15 protein-coding genes are annotated in these 16937 nt (G+C 59.8%); 2 read left to right on the top strand and 13 right to left on the bottom strand.

Going from position 1 to position 16937, the window contains the following annotated elements; translation table 11 throughout:
• Positions 1 to 90: 90 nt before the first annotated feature.
• From HUU46_16260 to rpsF, 11 genes are all read right to left on the bottom strand, one after another.
• Positions 91 to 855 carry an Hsp20/alpha crystallin family protein gene (locus HUU46_16260; protein ID NUM55199.1) on the bottom strand — a complete coding sequence of 255 codons (765 nt, stop codon included), beginning with the start codon at positions 853 to 855 and terminating at the stop codon, positions 91 to 93.
• Between the two features lie 205 nt (positions 856 to 1060).
• Entirely contained in the window at positions 1061 to 2239 is a 1179-nt protein-coding gene (locus HUU46_16255; GenBank protein NUM55198.1) for an SDR family oxidoreductase, read from the bottom strand.
• 252 nt (positions 2240 to 2491) lie between these two features.
• Entirely contained in the window at positions 2492 to 3502 is a 1011-nt protein-coding gene (rfbB, locus tag HUU46_16250) for a dTDP-glucose 4,6-dehydratase (GenBank protein ID NUM55197.1), read from the bottom strand.
• Positions 3499 to 4347: a dTDP-4-dehydrorhamnose reductase gene (rfbD, locus tag HUU46_16245; protein NUM55196.1), complete on the bottom strand. Its 849-nt coding sequence runs from the start codon at positions 4345 to 4347 to the stop codon at positions 3499 to 3501. Before rfbD ends, rfbB begins: the two co-directional genes overlap by 4 nt.
• 372 nt (positions 4348 to 4719) lie before the next feature.
• Positions 4720 to 5193: a type II toxin-antitoxin system VapC family toxin gene (locus tag HUU46_16240; GenBank protein NUM55195.1), complete on the bottom strand. Its 474-nt coding sequence runs from the start codon at positions 5191 to 5193 to the stop codon at positions 4720 to 4722.
• Between the two features lie 420 nt (positions 5194 to 5613).
• Positions 5614 to 7014: a replicative DNA helicase gene (dnaB, locus tag HUU46_16235; protein ID NUM55194.1), complete on the bottom strand. Its 1401-nt coding sequence runs from the start codon at positions 7012 to 7014 to the stop codon at positions 5614 to 5616.
• Positions 7015 to 7105: 91 nt separating this feature from the next.
• A complete protein-coding gene (locus HUU46_16230; protein ID NUM55193.1) occupies positions 7106 to 7642 on the bottom strand; it encodes a 50S ribosomal protein L9 in 537 nt (178 codons plus the stop codon).
• A gap of 241 nt (positions 7643 to 7883) precedes the next feature.
• Positions 7884 to 8915 carry a DUF2232 domain-containing protein gene (locus HUU46_16225; GenBank protein NUM55192.1) on the bottom strand — a complete coding sequence of 344 codons (1032 nt, stop codon included), beginning with the start codon at positions 8913 to 8915 and terminating at the stop codon, positions 7884 to 7886.
• Positions 8916 to 8933: 18 nt separating this feature from the next.
• The gene (locus tag HUU46_16220) at positions 8934 to 9200 is read right to left on the bottom strand and encodes a 30S ribosomal protein S18 (GenBank protein NUM55191.1); all 267 of its coding nucleotides are present in this window, start codon (positions 9198 to 9200) and stop codon (positions 8934 to 8936) included.
• Between the two features lie 24 nt (positions 9201 to 9224).
• Positions 9225 to 9671 (bottom strand): single-stranded DNA-binding protein, encoded by a 447-nt coding sequence (gene ssb, locus HUU46_16215; GenBank protein NUM55190.1) that lies wholly within the window; start codon positions 9669 to 9671, stop codon positions 9225 to 9227.
• A 109-nt stretch (positions 9672 to 9780) separates the two neighbouring features.
• The gene (gene rpsF / locus HUU46_16210) at positions 9781 to 10221 is read right to left on the bottom strand and encodes a 30S ribosomal protein S6 (GenBank protein ID NUM55189.1); all 441 of its coding nucleotides are present in this window, start codon (positions 10219 to 10221) and stop codon (positions 9781 to 9783) included.
• Between the two features lie 225 nt (positions 10222 to 10446).
• On the opposite strand from rpsF, the gene HUU46_16205 reads away from it, so the two are divergent.
• Both HUU46_16205 and HUU46_16200 read left to right on the top strand, forming a co-directional pair.
• Entirely contained in the window at positions 10447 to 12390 is a 1944-nt protein-coding gene (locus HUU46_16205; GenBank protein ID NUM55188.1) for a sigma 54-interacting transcriptional regulator, read from the top strand.
• Between the two features lie 387 nt (positions 12391 to 12777).
• The gene (locus HUU46_16200) at positions 12778 to 13554 is read left to right on the top strand and encodes an isoprenylcysteine carboxylmethyltransferase family protein (protein NUM55187.1); all 777 of its coding nucleotides are present in this window, start codon (positions 12778 to 12780) and stop codon (positions 13552 to 13554) included.
• A 90-nt stretch (positions 13555 to 13644) separates the two neighbouring features.
• On the opposite strand, the gene HUU46_16195 is transcribed toward HUU46_16200, so the two are convergent.
• Positions 13645 to 14961 (bottom strand): GntP family permease, encoded by a 1317-nt coding sequence (locus HUU46_16195; GenBank protein ID NUM55186.1) that lies wholly within the window; start codon positions 14959 to 14961, stop codon positions 13645 to 13647.
• A 215-nt stretch (positions 14962 to 15176) separates the two neighbouring features.
• Positions 15177 to 16775 carry an exo-alpha-sialidase gene (locus HUU46_16190; protein NUM55185.1) on the bottom strand — a complete coding sequence of 533 codons (1599 nt, stop codon included), beginning with the start codon at positions 16773 to 16775 and terminating at the stop codon, positions 15177 to 15179.
• Between the last annotated feature and the right edge of the window lie 162 nt (positions 16776 to 16937).

The raw sequence follows: 16937 nt of genomic DNA, 5'->3' as shown, positions 1-16937 counted from the left end.
CTTCCAGAAACACGTGCGGGGCGTTGGGTGTGTGAACTACTCAACGCCCCGCCTATATTTCGTGGGCCTTTGACCGCGGCCTCGAATTAATCAGTTCCGCACACTCTGCGACAGGCCCGAATTGCCGGCTGCGCCGGCGCGACCTGCCTTGGGAATGACAACGGTTAGCACGCCGTCGTCAATGGACCATTTCATTGCGGCGCCGTCGACCGGGCCGGGCATCGTTACACGCTGTGTGCATTGGCCCGCCAACCGCTGACGGTCGGCGCCGCTGCCATCCGCGCTTTGCACCTTCTTCTCGTGCTTCACGCAGATATACAACGTCTGGTCTTCCACGCGCACATTGACGTTGGCGGAGTCAATGCCGGTGAGTTCCGCCTTCACCAGATATGCACCGGCTTGTTCGTTCATACGCAACTGGCGCGCGGCGCCAACGATTCTCGGAATGCTCTCGGCCTGCGGCGCGATGTCCGATTGTGCGCGCATTTGGTCCATCATACGCTCGAGTTGCGCGCGCATCTGGTGAATATCGGAGAAAGGCAGACCGATTCGGCGATCGAGACTGGCGTACGGATCCGCGGACTGCGGCAAATAGATTGGCGATCGTGGAGTTGTTTGCGTAGTGTTCGCAGCGTCGGGCGGGTTCGATTTCGGAATCACGTTCCACTCGGCGTTGTCCGCGAGGTCTCGGACATGCTCCAACTCGGCGACTGTCGCGCTGAGTTTTTCGTTGGTCTCCCAGAGCACATACGCTTGAACGCAGAACGCCGTCGCGAGCAGAAACACAAGCGCGTTCAGCGCACGTTGCTTCTTCCCTTGGCGCCTCTCCGCTGATTCTGTCTGTAGCTCGTCCACAACGTAATTCTCTCTATGCGAGACAAAATAAGCAAGGTGTGTGCCGTCGGCGCAACGTGGAACCGTATGGCGTAAGTAGTTGATAAGAAGCGAGTTGCCAAAACGCTCGCGCCGGCCAAGCTTGTACAAATGTGGACGATTTCAGGCCCGGCAATGCTGCTCCTGCCTCAAATGCGATGATCGTCTGGAGCGGGCGTGGCCCAATCTATGCAGGCAATGCGGCGGCCTCAAGTTCGGCGGGCGAGTCCAATAGAACTTGCGGGACGTGGGCGGAAGACAGCGCCCCTTTCCAGCGGCGGGTGCGGGCGAAGTGGTAGAGGGTCTCGAAGTAGTCCTGGTCGAGCGTGGGCAGTTCGAGATGCTCGCCCGTCGCGCGCAGGGTGTTTTCCATGTCGAACCGGGGTTGCCGGAACGCGTATGGGCGGTAATGCGCGAGGGCGGCGCGGGCCATGGTCTCGAGGGCCGTCGCGTTGCCGTTGAGGCGGTCCACGAGTTCGAAGCGCAGGCCAAACGCCTCGACGAAGTCATTGACCCATGTGAAGAGATCGGCGATGGTCGCGCCGCTGGAATCCGTGAGGTGATAACTCTGATTGCTTGGACCTTCGCTCTCGATAATTCTCCACAACGCTTTTGCAGTCCAATCGACGGGCACGAAGTTGCACAGTGTATCCGCGTTGCCTTCGAGGCGGATGACGCTTTCGCGGCCCGCAAGCCGCGTCTGCGCGAGGTGCACCAGGCGGAAGAACGCGTAGATGTTCTGGAAGTCAGCAATGGCGCCGTCCGCGCTCGATCCGACGATAATGCCGGGGCGGAACACGGCGCCGCGCACGCGCCCCGAATCGAACGCTTCGCGCACGGCGGATTCCGCGTGCCATTTGCTGCGTTCGTAGGCGTTGGTGAACCCGTGGCGATCATCGAGTTCGCGTTCGTAGGCGGTTCCGGCGCGCGAGCCGGCAACGTACGCGGTGCTGACGTGATAGAAGGGCACGCCGCGATTGGAAAGCAGATCGAGCACGTTTTGGACGCCGCCGACGTTTGATTCCCAAACGCAGTGATTGTCTTTTGGATTGAAACTTGTGGACGCGGCGCAGTGGATGAACGCGCGCGCGCACCCAAGCAATCCCCCGGCAATGCGGGGTTCCATGCCGAGCCACATGCGGCGCACGTCGCCTCGCACGATGCCAACTTCATCAGCCTCGGAGCGAAGTCCAAAAACGCTGAGCACGGCGCGTATGCGCACACGGGCCTGTTCGAGGGACATATCGCGCATGATGGCGATGGGCCGGTGGCCGCGTTGGAGCGCTTCGGCCATCACGGCGCTGCCAAGAATGCCGGTCGCTCCCGTTATCACAACGGCGGGTTTGGACAGGGCGGTAGTGCGCACAATCTCTCCTTAAGACAACACCTTAGGTTCAGGCCCCTGAACACCCTAATAGACAGGGTGCGTGCGGGATGGGTTTCACCAGGCAAATCACACGCACGCTACACAACGACGCGTAAAATGTTACGCGGATAGAGTACCGCAAACCGGGGGGACAAATGGATAGGGAGTAACCCCGATGTGGCGTTTTTCGCGAAATGCGCGGTATTAGCTCGCATTTCTCACGAAGTAACCCAGGAGCGCGTGGCGAGAGGATTAGCCCGCCTTCTCGCGATCCTCGTACTGGCGCTTGTAGTACTCTCTAAATGCACCGCTCTTAATGGGCCGCCACCACCATTCGTTGTCTTTGTACCACTTCACCGTGAGCGCGACGCCGTCGTCCCAATTCATGAGCGGCTTCCATCCGAGCGCTTTCAGCTTGTGCGAATCGATCGAGTAACGACGGTCGTGCCCCGCGCGGTCCTTCACGGGCTTGATGAGATCGGCGCCCTTCCCCACTTCCTTGAGTATGCGATGCGTAAGTACGACGTTTTCGCGTTCGTTCTCGCCCGCGATGTTGTACACGTTGCCCGGTTCGCCATGGCGCAACGCATGATCGATGCCGCGGGCGTGGTCTTCGACGAACAACCAGTCGCGCACGTTTTTGCCGTCGCCGTAGAGCGGAAGGGGTTCGTTGTCAATCGCGTTGGTGACGAAAAGAGGCATGACTTTTTCGGGATACTGGTACGGGCCATAGGTGTTCGATCCGCGTGTGACGATCACGGGGAGATTGAACGTGTGAAAGTACGACATGCCGAGCAGCTCGCCGCCGGCCTTGCTCGCGGAGTAGGGATTGCGCGGATTGAGGGGATCGGTTTCTTTGAACGACCCCTGCGCGATGCTGCCGTAGACCTCGTCCGTCGAGACAAGCAGGATGCGCTGTGTGCCGAGTTTCTTCGCGGCTTCAAGAATGTTGTGAACGCCGCGGACGTTCGTCGCGATGAAATCGCTCGCTTCCATGATGCTGCGATCGACGTGGCTGTCGGCGGCGAAGTTTACGACGGCATCACACCCTTCCATCGCTTTTTCCATCGCGGCGGCGTCCGCGATGTCGGCCTTCACAAACGTGTGGCGTTTCGGATCGACTTCCTTCAGATTATCGAGGTTGCCGGCGTAGGTGAGTTTGTCAACCGTGACGACGTGAACGTCAGGATAGGTCTTCAGCGCAAAGCGGACGTAGCACGATCCGATAAAGCCGGCGCCCCCGGTCACGACAATGCGGTTCATTCGGTGTTCTCCCTCTGCTTCATATAGCGCGCCAGGCCGTCGCGCCAGTCGGGCATGACGATACCACTCGCGGATTCCAATTTCTTGTTTGACAACACCGAATAGGCGGGACGCGCCGCTTTCATCGGGTACTCGTTCGCGGAACACGGCTCTATCGGTGTGTCAAGGCCGGCCTCCCGCACAATCGCCTGCGCAAACTCGTATCGGGAGCAACTGCCGTTATTGACGCCGTGGTAGATGCCGTAGGCCTTCGTTTTCACGAGCGCGAGCGTGGCCATTGCGAGGTCGCGCGTGTACGTGGGCGATCCGACTTCGTCGTCGACAACGCGCAACGAGGGGCGCGACTTCGCCGCCGTCAGGATTTTCTCCACGAAGTTGTTGCCGCCGGGGCCGTAGAGCCACGCGGTGCGGATTACGAAGGACTGCGGGTTGCCCCAGCGGGAGTTCTCTTCCCCGCGGAGTTTCGATTTTGCGTAGACGCTTTTCGGCGAGGTTTTGTCTTCCGGCGTGTACGGCTCGCGCTTGGTGCCGTCGAACACGAAGTCGGTGCTGAAATACACGACCGGCACCTCGATCGCCGCCGCCGCTTCCGCGATGCGCTGTGCGCCGTTTGCGTTGACATGGAACGCGCCGCGCTCGTCGTCCTCCGCCTTTTCGACGTCGGTATACGCGGCGGCGTTCAACACGAGATCGGGCCGTGCGTCGCGAACGGCAAGGCGCACCGCCTCGCCCTCAACAATGTTGAGTTGGGAACGGGTCAACCCAATGACGGTGGAGTCCGCCTGAAACACGCGGAGCAGGTCGCGCCCGAGTTGGCCGCCTGCCCCGAAAATTAATACGCGCATGCAGTAGTTCCGGTCGGCATTCGGCGCAGATTGTAGCAGGAAGAAGTGCGCATTGAAACCGGCGTACCCGCTGGGGACAGGCTCGGTAAATAGTGTGCTGTCGCCTGACTTAACGCGATGGCATCGCGCGCGTCATGGTGCGATGAACAAGGCAGTCGGTGCATTTCATTTTGAGTATTCTTCCACAGATCAACGGTTCGACACGGTTTGTGTCCGCTTTGGCTTCGTTGCGAAGGAAGCAGTCTTGGACCCCGACCGGCTTTGCCGTTTTTTAGCGGCTGCTAGAATCGCATCGAGGTCGAACTCGTACTTTGCCGCGAGCTGCTCGCGTATACGTCGTACTTCTTCTACTACAGGGTCCTTTGTCATGTTTCAAGCTCCCATCAATTCTTCCGGCGTGCAAATTACCGGGCACTCGAAACCGTTTTGCGAGCAAATCTTTGCCACCTTCTTCGATATGGCTGCGTTCGCCAAATGCACACAGTTCCACGTCATCAGGAAGTCCATCGCGTGGACCGCGGCAATAGCTATATGCGTCGCATCGATTGCCGCTTTCTTCGGCATGACACCGGAAGCCAAGAGTTCGGCCGCCAGCGTGCCAACTTCCGGAGTGATATCCAGCGATCGCAGGCCCGCAATCGCTTGTAGCCTTTCGCGCGCCGCCTTCTTGTCTCCTGCTTTGGCCTCGTCAAGTACGAACTGGGACACGTAAATCTCGAAGGCATGGCGACGTTTCCTCCACCATTCCTTTGTGATTTGCTGGTGTCCCGCGATAACAAGATCGCGGCTCGGCCATGAGACGAGATAGCTCGGAATGGTGGTTTCGAGATACAACCTGGGCTTCATTTGGTCCCAATACTACGCGAAACGCCCTGTTGCGCGAAACGCACGCTTTTCGTTGTCTGCGGATCGACTACAATTAGAGCATCATCGCTGTCTTGAGGGCTCAAGTTGTTGGCCAACCTGCCGATATATAAGGCATAAGCCAAGGCACGGAGGCCGAGGCTAGACCAAAGACACGGATGTCGCGACAGTTGAACTCGAGGTTGGGTTGCGCAAGCGCCCAACACTCGGAAATTCGGCGGGTGCCATCCCTCACCCGCCATCCCATAGCGGGCGTGTGAATCCCTGCACACGATCGCACGAGACTCTTGCAGGTCTTCCCTCCCACGAGTGGCGCCACAATCCCATAGTTGTGGCGCACTTCTTTTTTATTGCTTCACCATTACGGGCACGATATTCGTTTGCGCGGGGGAGCGCAACGAATCAGAAAGGAATACCTTCGTCTTCGTCGGCGGGTTCGTCGACGTCGTACGGCGGTTCGTCGTCGCGCGCGCCGGGCACGTAGGGCGGGGCTTCGGCGCCGCCCGCGGCGGGGTCCTGGAAGCGCTGCGTGTTGCGGTCGAAAAACAAATCGAGTTTGCCGGTCGGGCCGTTACGCTGTTTCGCGACATTGACGTGGATCAGCTTTTCGTGTCCGCCACCGCCACCCTCGTCGTCGTCCTCTCCCCCGCCCTGACGCTTGTACGCGGGCGGGCGCGACAACATGATCACGACATCGGCGTCCTGCTCGATGGCGCCGGATTCGCGCAGATGCGAGAGCTTGGGCGCGCCGGTGTCGTCTTTCTCGGCCTCGCGGCTGAGTTGCGACAGCGCGATGACGGGGACGCGGAGTTCGCGCGCGATACCCTTGATCGAGCGCGAGATTTCGGCAATCTCCGTCTGGCGGCTTTCGGTGCGGCCGGGCGCGCGCATGAGCTGGAGATAGTCGATCACGACGAGATCGAGATTGTGCTGCGCCGCATGTCGGCGCGCCTTCGATCGCAGTTCGAGGATGCTGATATTCGGGGTATCGTCGATGAAGATCGGCGCGGCGCTGAGTTTGTTCGCGCCGAGCTGGACTTTTGGAAATTCGTTGCGCGCAAGATAGCCGGATCGCAGGCGTTGCGAATCGATGCCGCCGGCCATGCACAGCAGGCGCTGCACGAGTTGTTCCTTCGACATTTCAAGGCTGAAGACCAGCACCGCCTTCTTCTCGTGTATCGCGACGTGCGACGCGATGTTGAGCGAAAACGCGGTCTTGCCTACCGAGGGACGCGCCGCGAGCACAATCATGTCCGAGGGTTGGAACCCGGAAAGCATCTGGTCGAGTTCGTGAAATCCGGAGGGCACCCCGGTGTAGCCCTTGTGCGAGCGGATGATCGCCTCGATGCGATCGATGGCATCGGGCACCAGTTCGCCGACAGGGAAGATAGGACTGAGCTGGCGCGTCTCCGCGATGGAGAACATCGCCGCTTCGGCCTTGTCGAGGAGCGCGTTCACATCGCCGGGCGATTCGTAGGCCTCGCCCGCCAGCGTGCTGCACGCGGTAATCAGGCGGCGCAGGACGGCGGCATCGAGCACAATCTTGGCGTAGTGCTCGACGTTTGCGGAGGTGGGGACTACGCCCGCGAGGTCCGCGATGTAACTTGGGCCGCCGGCTTTTTCGACCGCGTCGTCGCGGCTCAGGCGCTCCATGAGCGTGACGACGTCCACGGGCGTGGCGTCGCGGTACAGTCCGACAATCGCGTTATAAACAAGCTGATGCGGCTCAGCGTAGAACACGCTGGCCGCATCGTCTTTCAGAATCTCGATGGCCGTGCCGACGGCTTCGGGGTTGAGCAGCATCGCGCCGAGCACGGACTTCTCCGCGTCGATGCTCTGCGGCGGGACCCGATCGAATACGGGAACGGGCTTTCGCTGCTTGACGGTCGCCACGTTATTCCCCGGCCTCCTCCTCCACTACTTCGACTTCGGCTGCTTCCGCCGCGGGCGCTTCCGCGACAATCGTCTCGACGACGGGGACTTCCTCCTCGTCCTTCACGACATTGACGGTGACCTTCGCCTCGATGCCGCGCATTAGTTTAACACTAACTTCGTGCGCGCCGAGCGAGCGGATGGGTTCGTCGATATGAATGCTCTTGCGGTCAACGGCATATCCGAGCGGTCGAAGCGCTTCGGCGATTTGCACGTTGGTGACGGAACCGAATATCTTGCCTTCTTCGCCGGCCTTGGCCTTGATCTCGATGGAAATGGACGCGAGCTTCTTCGCTTCTTCGGCGAGGTGCGCGCGGACCTTTTCCTCGCGCCGCTTGATGTTGCGCAGCTCGTGTTCGATCTGCTTGGCGCTGCCGGACTCGGCGGGCACCGCGAGCTTGCGCGGCAGCAGGTAATTGCGCGCATAGCCCGGCGCGACTTTAACGGTAGTCCCCATTTCGCCGAGGTTCGGCACGTTCTCGCACAGAATTACTTTCATGTCGTCGTCTCCTTTTGCGCAACGCATGCCGCGTGGCGCCTAGCCTTGGGGTGTTTGCCGCAACCGCGCGGCAACCGTAAAGGTTTACCCCGTTTTCAAAAACCTACATCAATTCTCCAATGCCTATGGAGTCGTACTCTTAATCCTATCTCGTAATCGAGTTTTGGGTTTGGGGCTTGGCAGAGAAGAACCCCAACTCCATACTCGCCCGAGACTCTTTGCTTCCCGGCTTCCTCGCTACCTAGCTCTCTCCCGACTGCGCATTTCGGATGGCTTCAGCAAGCCGATCCATCCGCATGCGGAAATTCGCCCACGTATCGAAGAGGCCAATAAAGCTCAACGCCGGGTATAGTCCCGACATCAGGAACACGACCACGAGCATCGCGATTAAGAACAGACTCGGCGCCAATACCTGCAAGCCGTATAGGAAGATTGCACACCCATTCAAAAAGTAGATTGAGCTCAATCCTACGGCCACGTTCCAAGTCACGAAGCGCAATTCGAACCCGCCGTACTCGCGATCGACGAACCACGCCAGCGCAGTCACGATTCCCACCCATACAAGCCAATCGGGGGGGTGCATGTCTCGAAACGCGCCGACGGGCCCGGGATCGGCAAAGCGCCGCCGCAAAACGATTGCGGTGATCGAAACAAATGCACACGTCAGCGCAAGGTACACGGCGAATTCGACGCCCACGACGAACGCGAACTTGTTCTGCCCGAACCAGCGAATGCTTTCGAGCTGGCGATCGACGATTTCTCGATCGAGGTTCGCGGCGTTTGTATTCAACTGTTCCACAAATAGTGCGATCATCGAGTCGATGATGCGATTAAACGCATCCCAACACAGCGCGAGGTACGTTCCGACCACGGCGGTTACCGCCGCCGCGGCTGCCGCAACTACGCGTCCGTAGCTCCAGCCGCGCCCGGTACCAACGCCAATGGGCAGCCCCAGCGCGGCGACGACTACGGCATTCGCCGATGTCATCGCGACCATGCCGGCAATCTGCGCGGTCGATAGCTGCACGCTGTTCGCGTCGCCCCGCCCGGGCATGGCGGCTATCAGCAGTCCGCACCCTGCAAGCGCGGCCAACGGGGCGCCGGCAATCAGTCCCGCGGCCCTGCGCCATTCGCGAAAATGCGTATAGACCGCAACAGGCACCACGTACAAGAGCGCGGGGCAACTCACCGTCAACACCGACAGCGGGTTCGGCAGCAGGTTGAACAGCGCCGTGACCGCGAACAGCAGCGTCCACAGGCCGGGGTACGGCATAGCGCCGCGCTCCGCGGCCTAGTCGGCCACGTAGGGCAACATGGCGATCTGCCGCGCCAACTTGATCGCGCGGGTCAGCATGCGCTGGTGCCGCGCGGTCGCGCCGGTGATGCGGCGCGGAATGATCTTGCCGCGCTCCGTCACGTAGTGCTTGAGCAGACCGATGTCTTTGTAATCAATATAGACGACGCGGTCCACCGTCAACCGGCAAACCTTGTTGCGCGACATCGCCTTCTTCTTCTTCTTCTTGGCGCGCGCTTTCGCCTTCACAGCAAATCGAGCCATTATCCGGATATCTCCTGTATTCGCTTAAAATGGAATGTCATCATCCGCGGGCGGAACGGGTTCTTCGATCGTGCGCGGGGCCGGTTTCGATCCGCCTCCGCCACCGGACGGACCACCCTTGCTATCGCCCCAATCGAGTTGTTGCACACGGTCGCCATTGACTTCGATTACGGTGCGCTTCTGGCCGGACTTGTCTTCGAAATCGTTGCTGCGCAACGATCCTTCGACCAAAACCGGCCGGCCCTTGCGCAGGTACTCGTTGTTGTACTCCGCGGTCTTGCCCCACGTCGTGACGTTGATGAACATCGTCTCCTCGCGTTTTTCGCCGTCCTTTGTCTTGTAGACGCGCGAAACGGCAAGGCCCATTTTGCACACCGCCATGCCCGAAGGCAGGTAGCGCAGCTCCGGATCGCGCGTAAGGCGCCCCGCGAGGAAAACCTTGTTCACGTCCGGCATGCGGAAGTCCGACATTCGACCGATCCCTCCTTAGGTGTTGGCACGAGCGGTAGTGCGGCTCGGACGGAGCCTCGCCCCACCCGGGAGCACCGTTTGTGCCCGTCTTCGCAATCGAATTCGAGTACTACTCGTCGTCGTCTTCGTCTCTGCGGCGGCCGCGCTGCGGACGGCGATCGTCTTCTTCCTCGTCGTCCTCGTCGCGTTCCGCGGTGCGCGCGGCGCTGGCGCGCAACTCGGCCTCGGTGCGCCGTTTCTGCTCCTCCTCGAGCCGCAGGGTCTTGTCGTCGAAATAGACGATGACGTCCCGGATGATGCTCTCCGTGAGCCGGAAATGGTTGGCGAGTTTGCCGACGAAACTGGCTGGCGACTGAAATCGCAACAGCACGTACACCCCTTCGGTGTACCGGTCCACTTCGTAGGCCATCTTTCGCTTGCCCCAGGTCTCCGAGCGCACGATAGCTCCGCCACTGGACGTGACAAGTGTCTCGACGTCCTTCGCTACCGTCTGGATCTCATCGTCTTTCATGTCTGGCTTGACGATGTAGAGCGCTTCGTAAGTTCTCAATGCAATTCACCTCCTCCAAACGCAGTTCTGCCATACCGGCGGTATTGGGCGTAAACCGAAAGTCTATCAAATGAACGGAACTTGACTCAACCTGCCCGCGGGCGCGCGCTTACCGTTACCGGCGCAGTGCCCCGGGGGTTGAGTCACCCCCGGATCGGCGGTATCCTACGGGAGCGAGCTGTCTGTCCAGTGCCGGTAACTCCGGCGTCTTCGGAGGGTTGGGCCATGTCTGCTCATACGGATGCAGCCGCCAATGAGCCCACGCGCGCGCCATTCGACGAACACGTAGTCCTGCGCAGAATTCTCGAAGGCACGGCCACGGAAACCGGCCAGCAATTCTTTGCTGCGCTCGTCAAAAACCTGGCCGCGGCACTGGGTACGCACGGGGCATGGGTAACCGAGTATATCGAATCCCGGCGGGTACTCCGGTCGCTCGCCTTCTGGATTGGTGGCGAATTCGCCCCGCCGCAAGATGAACCAATTGATGGCACTCCGTGCGAGCGCGTGGTGCAGGGATTTGACATCGTTCATTACCCCGACGACTTAACCGCGCTGTTCCCGGACGATGCGCATCTCAAAGTATTCGGCTTCGAAAGTTACATGGGGGCGCCGCTCTTGGACGCCAATCGGAATGTAATGGGACATCTCGCCGTGTTGGATACGAAGCCGATGCCGGAAGCCCCGGACTTGTTTGCGGTATTTCGTATTTTCGCCGCGAGGGCGGCGGCCGAACTGCAACGCATTCGCGCGGAAGATGCGTTGCGCGAGCGGGAAGCGAAATTGAATCGCACCTTGACCGGCGCGATGGATGCAATCATTGAATTGGACGACGCGCTGCGCGTCACGCTCATTAACCCTGCTGGAGAACGAGCGTTCGGCGTGCGCGCGGCGGACATTTCGTGTGGTTCGTTTGAAAAGTTCTTCGAGAAAGCTGATGCCGCGCGGCTCGCGTCGATGACGGAGGACCTAAAGTCGCAACCGGCCGGGAAGCAACACGTCTGGATCAAGGGCGGCCTGCGCGCAAAGACTGCCGTGGGCCAGACGTTTATGGCGGAGGCGACGATGTCGCGGACCGAATCGAATGGAAAGGCTTTCTATACACTCGTGTTGCGCAACGTTAACGATCGCATCGAAGCGGAACGCAAGATCGAAACATTAATGGTTCAGACGGAGTACCTGCGCCGGGAAGTGCAGGAATTGCAGAATCACGGCTCGATCCTCGGCGCCAGCACGCCGATGAAGCAATTGATGGAAGACATCGCGCAGGTCGCGGCGACAGACGCCACCGTGCTCGTGCTCGGCGAGACCGGCACCGGGAAGGAGCTCATTGCCCGTGCAATTCACAGTGAAAGCGCGCGCAAGAATGGTCCACTCGTCCGCGTAAACTGCGCGGCAATTCCGGCCATGCTGATGGAAAGCGAATTCTTCGGCCATGAGAGGGGCGCTTTCACCGGCGCGACGGCAAAGCGCGAGGGACGTTTCGCGCTCGCCCACGAGGGCACGATCTTTCTCGATGAAATCGGTGAGTTGCCTCTTGACCTCCAGGCGAAATTGCTGCGTGTATTGCAGGATGGCGAGTTTGAACCGGTCGGCAGCTCCAGGACGCGAACGGTGGACGTGCGGGTCGTCGCGGCGTCGAATCGCGATCTCGAAGAGGAAATACGCGGCGGCACGTTTCGTGAGGACCTGTATTACCGGCTCAATGTGTTTCCGATCCGCGTGCCGCCGTTGCGCGAGCGCGGCAACGATATTCCACTGTTGGCGCAGGAATTCGCGAACCGGTTCGCACGGCGCATGGGAAAGCGTCTTGCACCGTTGACCCCGCGGTGCTGCGATCGGTTGAAGGCGTACACATGGCCGGGCAATGTGCGCGAGCTTCAAAACATCATGGAACGCGCCGTCATCACCGCGCGCGACGGCCACCTCAATCTTGACCGCTGCCTGCCCGATATTACCGACACGCACACCATTGACGCGGTGAACGACGCGGGCGCGCGAATTCTCACAGTCAACGATCTCCGCAACCTGGAGCGCGCCAACATTCTCCGCGCGCTCAACGGGACAAACTGGAAGATCGCGGGTGATGACGGGGCGGCGCGGGCGCTCGGTATGAACGCAAGCACGCTGTCCTCGCGAATTAAGGCGTTGGGAATTGTGCGGCAGCGCTGATTCGCGACTCGTGAGATTTCCACGAGGTACTCGCGAGATTTCGCGAATCGCGAGTTTTCACGGTCTTCTGTAGTCCCAGCGGGGTCCTTCAAGCCGCACTGTGCAAAGAAGTTAACCAAACCCTCCGCGGCTTGGCACAGTATGTGCTCTTCCCAAGTGTGAAGGTTGGTCCAGACATGTCGACGATTCGGTGCCACGGGGAACGGGCCCCCGTGACACAGCAAACGGACGATATACATCAACAAGGTGATTCGCAGCCCACGGCGCACGATGCGAAGGATGATGACGGGACGACGGCCAAGAGTGTGAGCAACCTGAGTGCATGGCGCCACGCAAACATCGCGCTCTGGCGGGCGTTCACGAAAAAGGAAAGTGAGGGAACCGAGTATGAGTAGGACATTCTCATTGCTGTACGGAATTGCATGCTACGCGCTGTTTCTCGTGACATACCTTTACTTCATCGGGTTTGTCGGAAACGCGATCGTGCCGACGACGCTCGACGGTACGCCACGCGTTCCGCTGGCATGGGCGTTGATCAACAACGTCGCGCTCATCGCTGTGTTTGGCGTCCAGCACAGTGTCATGGCGCGGCCCGCCTTCAAGCGCGTGTGGACGACCATCGTGCCGCAGCATCTCGAACGCAGCACATACGTGTTGTTCTCGTGTATAGCGCTCTTCGCCATGTGCTGGTTCTGGCAGCCGCTGGGCGGAACGGTGTGGCGGGTGCACAACGAGATAGGCCGAAATGTGCTGTATGCCCTTTTCGCAATGGGCTGGCTGATGGTTCCATTGGCGAGCATGTTAATCAATCACTTCGACCTGTTCGGCGTGCGCCAGGTGTGGCTGCACTTCCAACGCAAGCCCTATTCACCGCTCGCCTTCAGAACGCCCGGGCCCTACAAGTATTTGCGTCACCCGCTGTACGTGGGCTGGCTGCTGGCCTTCTGGGCGACGCCGGACATGACGCTGGCGCACTTGCTGATGGCGACGGGATTGACGGCGTACATCCTCGTGGCGATTCCATACGAGGAACGCGACTTAGAAGAGTTCCACGGCACGCCGTACACCGAATACCGCAAACGCACGCCAATGTTCGTGCCGCGCGTTATGGGTGGAATTAGCAGGCGCCCGCGGGTTGAAGCGGAAGAAACGAAGTCTGCGTAATTGAACTCGACCGAATGCTCACCGGACGGTGGGTCGTATATGCGTCCGCGGCCCGGTTTCTCTTTTCTTGCGAAGTCCTGCCCGCGCAAGTTAGTTCAACGAGAACAAAAGTATGGCGAGTGCCGCGCCTAACGCGGGGACGACCACCGTCAGGGCGGCGAAGGCCGGGTAAGCGCCGGCGTAAGGTTCGCGGCAGATGGATCGGATCGTCGTCACGACGTAGCCGTTGTGCGGCAGCGTGTCGAGCGCGCCCGAAGATATTGCGACGACGCGGTGCAGCGCGTCCGCGTTCACGCCCAACGAAAGATAATGGTGCGCGAATAGCGGCAACGCAATGGTCTGACCGCCGGACGCGGAGCCGGTGAGCCCGGCGATGACGCTGACAGCAACTGCGGCGCCGACCAATGGCGGTCCGGGGAGGTTCGTCATGAATTCGACGGCGGCCTGAAACCCGCCGGTGAGTTTCGCTACGCCGCCAAAACCGACAACCGCCGCCGTGTTGGCGATAGCGACGAGCGCGCCGAGCGCACCGGCGGATGCGACATCGGCGAGTTGTGCGCGTCGAAGAAAGCGTGCGTTCAACAGGAGGCCGGCCGCGACGCCCGCGCCGAGCGCGACGATCAGCGCGGATTCCTTGAGCGATTCGTGCAGGAAAAACGACGCCACGAGCACACCAAGCAACGGAAGCACTCCACGCCATACCGCGGGAAGTTCGCGATCTTCGACGACAGGATCGGCGGGATTTGCCTCGAACTGTTCGCCGGCCGCCGTCGCGCGGCGCACCATGCGCGTCAACCACCAGTAGCCAAAGCCGGCCATGAGAATCGCGACAACGAGACTTACCTCCCACGCCGCGTACGGGGTTGTCCCGAGATATTTGGTGGGAATCCAGTTCTGAATTTCGGGTGAACCGGCGGATGTCATCGTGAATGTAACAGAGCCGAACGCGAGCGATGCGGGGATGAACCGGCGCGGGATATTGGCGGTTCGGAACAGGCTCAGCGCCATCGGGTACACGGAGAACGCGACAACGAACAGACTGACCCCGCCGTAGGTGAGCACGGCACACGCCATGACCACCGCCCCGACAGCGTGTTGCGCGCCAAGCGTCGAAACAATCCATCGCGCGACACTGTCTGCCGCGCCACTGGCTTCCATCACCTTGCCGAAGACCGAACCGAGCAGAAACATGAAGAACCATGTCTTCACGAACGAAACAAAGCCGTCCATGTACGCCGTGGTGAAGTTAGGCGCGCCTTCCGCAGCGCCTTGGGGAAAGACGGGGAAACCGCCCGCCACCGCGACGAGCAACGCGCACAACGGCGCGGCGATGAGCAACTCCACCCCGCGCATCGTGAGATACACGAGCAGTACAAGACCCAGCAGCAGTCCGGCAAGGCTCAGCATTAGTTTGCACCCGGGTTACCTTGACAACAGCGTGTCAGACTAACGCAAGGCCTTGCGTCATTTCGATTCGATCGGGAAAGCGGCGTAGATGAACTGGAGTACGCAAGTACTCGCGAATGACGTGAGCGTGCACGTCGGTGGGGCGGAGGTCAGTCTTTTCGGCGCAAGCAGTTGACTCCGCGCATTCGCGCGACGGCGTCGGAATTCGGCGGCACTTACGCGGCCAATTGCGACTGCCTGATTGTCCAAACCACGCACGCGCCCAACGCAGCAATGAGCAGCGTCAAAAGCGCCAACGCAAACGCCCGCGATGCGGGCAGAGGAGCGTCTGGACTGGTCGGATCTGTGCGGTTCGTGAACTCCTGCAAATTGGTCATGCCGTCGCCGTCAAAGTCGTCGTCTGGCAAGACGCTCGCAATTGAGTCGAAGGTGTCGCTCTCGTCGAAGTTAACGATGAGTTTTTCAAAGACATCATTCATACTATCGCCATCAGAGTCGACGTAGAACGACACGGTCTCTATGTGCCTGACACCGGTCAGCGGATGGTCGAAGATCCAAATTCCGACCCAGTTGCCGTTGCCATCGGTGACGAGTTGCGGCGGCTTTTCATGCACTTCATGATCTGCCGCGTTTTCACGTATCGAGACTGGTGCGGACCACGTGGAGCCGTCGTCGGCTGAATGCGCCGCGAGTACGTGGCAGTGGGGGCCAATTTGGTCGATGTTGGACCACCATGCGGCAACCCAGTTACCGAATTCATCTTGAGCAATAAATGGGCTTTGGTCGTCGCGCGAGTTCGGTACGGTCGAGCTGAGGAAGCTTGGATCGCTCCATGTGACTCCGGCATCGTTTGAATGAGTAATGAGCAATTCTGCATCGGCGAGTGAACCGCCGATATCCTCCTTGATTTCCCACGCGGCCAGCCAGTGCCCATTTCCATCCGTTTCGACGTGCGGCAGGCGGGCATAACGGCTGGGTTGCGTCAAGGGTGCAGGGGCTGTCCACGACAGACCGTTGTCGGTTGAGCGCGCTGCTACAATCTGCGCTAAGCGGGGAGACTGAGGAATTGACCTCGGCCAAACAGCAACCCAAATGCCGTGTTTATCGGTTGCCAACACCGGAGAGATGTCTGCAGCGTTATCCGTAGGGGCACCCGGATCCAAAGTGACAGGCGAGGTCCACGTAGAGCCATTGTCGGTTGAGCGCGATATATAGACATCGCGTTCCATTCCGTCCCCGAGGACTTTGTCGAAGCAGTCCCAGGTTGTTATCCACGTGCCATTCTCGTCTGTTTCGATTCTGGGCCGTTCATCGTCCAATGAATCTAATTCGGCATCGGTATTCAACGGCGCCGGATCGGTCCAAGTAATACCATTGTCCTCGGACCTTGAGAACACAATATCGGCGTCCATGCCGAGCGGACCGCCCGGAAACGTTGAGAAATTGTTCGATTCCCATACCGCAATCCAATGCCCGTACGAATCCGTCGCCAGACTCACGTTCATATCATCGCGATCATCGATGGATGCGTTGTTATTCAAATGGGTAGGCGTTGTCCACGTTGCACCGTTATCGGTTGAACGCGCGACGAGGATATCCCAATCCCTGAAAGTTGGCCTGGGCAGGAACGTATTGCGCGTAGTCCATACGGCGACCCAGTGTCCGGCCCCGTCTGTTGCGAGAGCAGGCTCGTCATCGTCTGAATACGAAAGCTGCACTGGCGAGTTGACGTTGAATTGAGCATGCGCGCTGCCGCTGGAAAGGAAGATTGTTAGGAGCATCGCGCCGATTCGAAAAGTCTCTGGGGCTCTCATAGAATCTTCTCGACTTTCTGACCCATCGGAAGCAGGTCCAGCACAGAATCCATAGACGCCCGGTGACCTCGTAGGGATTCTCGTGACTACACAGTGCCGCATATCCCATACCAAGCGTCACATTAGACGGCGGAAAAGTGTGCAAAATACTGAAAGATATGG

Source organism: Candidatus Hydrogenedentota bacterium, from assembly GCA_013359265.1.
Classification (GTDB): Bacteria; Hydrogenedentota; Hydrogenedentia; order Hydrogenedentales; family SLHB01; genus JABWCD01.
The sequence above is the reverse complement of the archived record's forward strand: the minus strand, read 5'-3'. Positions and strand labels throughout refer to the sequence as shown.